We start from the raw sequence: 2,326 nt of genomic DNA, 5'->3' as shown, positions 1-2,326 counted from the left end.
CGGCGCAGTGCCGTCCGGGGCCGCCGGGCAGGTCCGGCCCCCGGGATCAGACCTTGAGGTACTTGCGGAGGGTGAAGAAGGCGGCGATGCCGGCCATGCCCATACCCACCACGACCAGCAGCGGTATCACCGCCAACACCGAGGAGAGGCCGATGAAGTGGATGAACTGGACCCGGTCGGCCAGCCAGTTCTGGACGAAGAAGTGACCGCCCAGCAGCAGGCCGGAGGCCATCACCGCGCCGAGCAGCGCGGAGAACGCGGCCTCCGCGATGAACGGCATCTGCACGTAGAAGTTCGAAGCACCGACCAGGCGCATGATGCCGGTCTCGCGCCGCCTGCTGTACGCCGACACCCGCACGGTGTTGACGATCAGCAGCAGGGCGACGAAGAGCATCAGCACCATGATCACGAAGGCCGCCGTCTGGAGGCCGTTCAGGAGACCGAAGAGGTTCTCCAGGATCTTCCGCTGGTCCTCGACCGACTTGACGCCGGGCTTGCCGGCGAAGGCGCTCTGGATGACGTCGTACTTGGTCGGGTCCTTGAGCTTCACCCGCCAGGACTGCGGGATGGCCTCCGGGCCGAGGACGGAGATGAGCGGGTTGTCCGGGTTCATCTCCTTCCAGTGCTTGTACGCCTCGGCGGAGTTCTCGAAGGTCGAGGACTGCACCACCGAGTCCATCTTGTCCAGCTGGGTCTTGATGTCGGCGACCTGCTGGTCGGTGGCCGCGCCCTTGTCGCACTGCGGCGAGTTCCGGGCGTCGGCCTTGGTGCAGAAGTAGATGCTCACCTCGACCTTGTCGTACCAGTACCCCTTCATGGAGTTGACCTGGTCGCGGACCAGGAGGGAGGCACCGGCGAGGGCGAGGGAGAGCGCGACGCTGACGACGACCGCGATGGTCATCGTCAGGTTGCGGCGGAGACCCACACCGATCTCCGACAGGACGAACTGGGCGCGCATGCGTTCAACAACTCCAGGGTCGGTACTGCTGGTCGGACGAGGCGGGCGGGCGGCCCACGGGTTCAGCGCCGAGCGGTCAGTGCTGGTACCCGTAGACGCCGCGGGCCTGGTCGCGGACCAGCAGCCCCTTGTCGAGCTCGATGACGCGCTTGCGCATCTGGTCGACGATGGCCTGGTCGTGGGTGGCCATCAGCACGGTGGTGCCGGTGCGGTTGATCCGGTCGAGCAGCTTCATGATGCCGACCGAGTTCTGCGGGTCGAGGTTGCCGGTGGGCTCGTCCGCGATCAGCAGCATCGGCCGGTTGACGAAGGCCCGCGCGATCGCCACGCGCTGCTGCTCACCACCGGAGAGCTCGCCCGGCATGCGGTCCTCCTTGCCGCCGAGGCCGACCAGGTCGAGCACCTCGGGGACCACCTTGCCGATGGCGCTCTTCGGCTTGCCGATGACCTCCAGCGCGAACGCGACGTTCTGCGCGACCGTCTTGTTGGGCAGCAGGCGGAAGTCCTGGAAGACGGTGCCCAGCTGGCGGCGCATGTGCGGCACCTTCCAGTTGGACAGCTTGCCGAGGTCCTTGCCCAGCACGTGGACCTCGCCGTTGCTGGGGCGCTCCTCGCGCAGGCACAGGCGCAGGAAGGTGGACTTGCCCGAGCCGGACGAGCCGACCAGGAAGACGAACTCGCCCTTCTCGATCTCCAGCGAGACGTTGTCCAGGGCGGGACGGTTCTGCTTGGGATAGGTCTTGGAGACGTTGTCGAATCTGATCACGGCTGCATCACGGAGGCCATCCTAGGCGGCACCAGTCCTGGGTCGGTCCGCCCCTCGGCCTGCCCGGCCCGGGCGGGCGAGGGGGGCGGAACGGCCGCTCCCGGCTTGGGACCATACGCGAACGGGCACCCGGCTCGCAGGTTCGGGCCGCGACAGCGCGGGAAAACTGGGGGACAATGCCCGGATATGCCCCGAAAATTGGGAGCCATCTCACAGCCCGGGGGCCGGAACGGCCGGAACCTGGCAGAGTGGAGGGTGCGGTCGGGCCCGACCGCTCCGCCGCACAGGGCAAGAGAAGGAACCAAGGCCCGGTCCGGTGCGTTTGCAGTAGCAGCGAGGAGGAGATCGCATGACCTGCGACCATCTGGTGTGCGCCCACTGCAACGGCCGCGTCAGCGAGGGCCGCTGCCCCGCGTGCCGTGCCACCCGGGCCCGGCTGCAGGAGCAGCAGGGCCCGTTCGCCGCACTCTCCCCCGCGGTGCTGCTGGCCGTCCTGGCCGGGCTGCTCGCGGTGGCGCTGATCGCGCGGCAGGCGCTGGCCTGAACGACGTCCGCACCCACGACGACGGGGAAGGCCCCGACCGCTGTCAGCGGTCGGGGCC

3 protein-coding genes are annotated in these 2,326 nt (G+C 68.5%); 1 reads left to right on the top strand and 2 read right to left on the bottom strand.

The window, feature by feature from the left end; translation table 11 throughout:
* Positions 1-46: 46 nt before the first annotated feature.
* Both ftsX and ftsE read right to left on the bottom strand, forming a co-directional pair.
* Positions 47-958: a permease-like cell division protein FtsX gene (ftsX, locus tag ACFCX4_RS35945; protein ID WP_376151637.1), complete on the bottom strand. Its 912-nt coding sequence runs from the start codon at positions 956-958 to the stop codon at positions 47-49.
* 76 nt (positions 959-1,034) lie between these two features.
* A complete protein-coding gene (gene ftsE / locus ACFCX4_RS35940) occupies positions 1,035-1,724 on the bottom strand; it encodes a cell division ATP-binding protein FtsE (RefSeq protein WP_376151635.1) in 690 nt (229 codons plus the stop codon).
* A gap of 349 nt (positions 1,725-2,073) precedes the next feature.
* On the opposite strand from ftsE, the gene ACFCX4_RS35935 reads away from it, so the two are divergent.
* Positions 2,074-2,268 carry a hypothetical protein gene (locus tag ACFCX4_RS35935; protein WP_376151633.1) on the top strand — a complete coding sequence of 65 codons (195 nt, stop codon included), beginning with the start codon at positions 2,074-2,076 and terminating at the stop codon, positions 2,266-2,268.
* Positions 2,269-2,326: the final 58 nt, after the last annotated feature.

It is taken from the genome of Kitasatospora sp. NPDC056327 (genome assembly GCF_042261735.1).
Classification (GTDB): Bacteria; Actinomycetota; Actinomycetes; order Streptomycetales; family Streptomycetaceae; genus Kitasatospora.
Note: the sequence above shows the minus strand (reverse complement) of the source record. Positions and strands in the feature narration are given on the sequence as shown.

Excerpts from the sequence above, each read along its gene's own strand:
- ftsX (WP_376151637.1), bottom strand. The coding sequence starts at position 958 with ATGCGCGCCCAGTTCGTCCTGTCGGAGATCGGTGTGGGTCTCCGCCGC.
- ACFCX4_RS35935 (WP_376151633.1), top strand. The coding sequence starts at position 2,074 with ATGACCTGCGACCATCTGGTGTGCGCCCACTGCAACGGCCGCGTCAGC.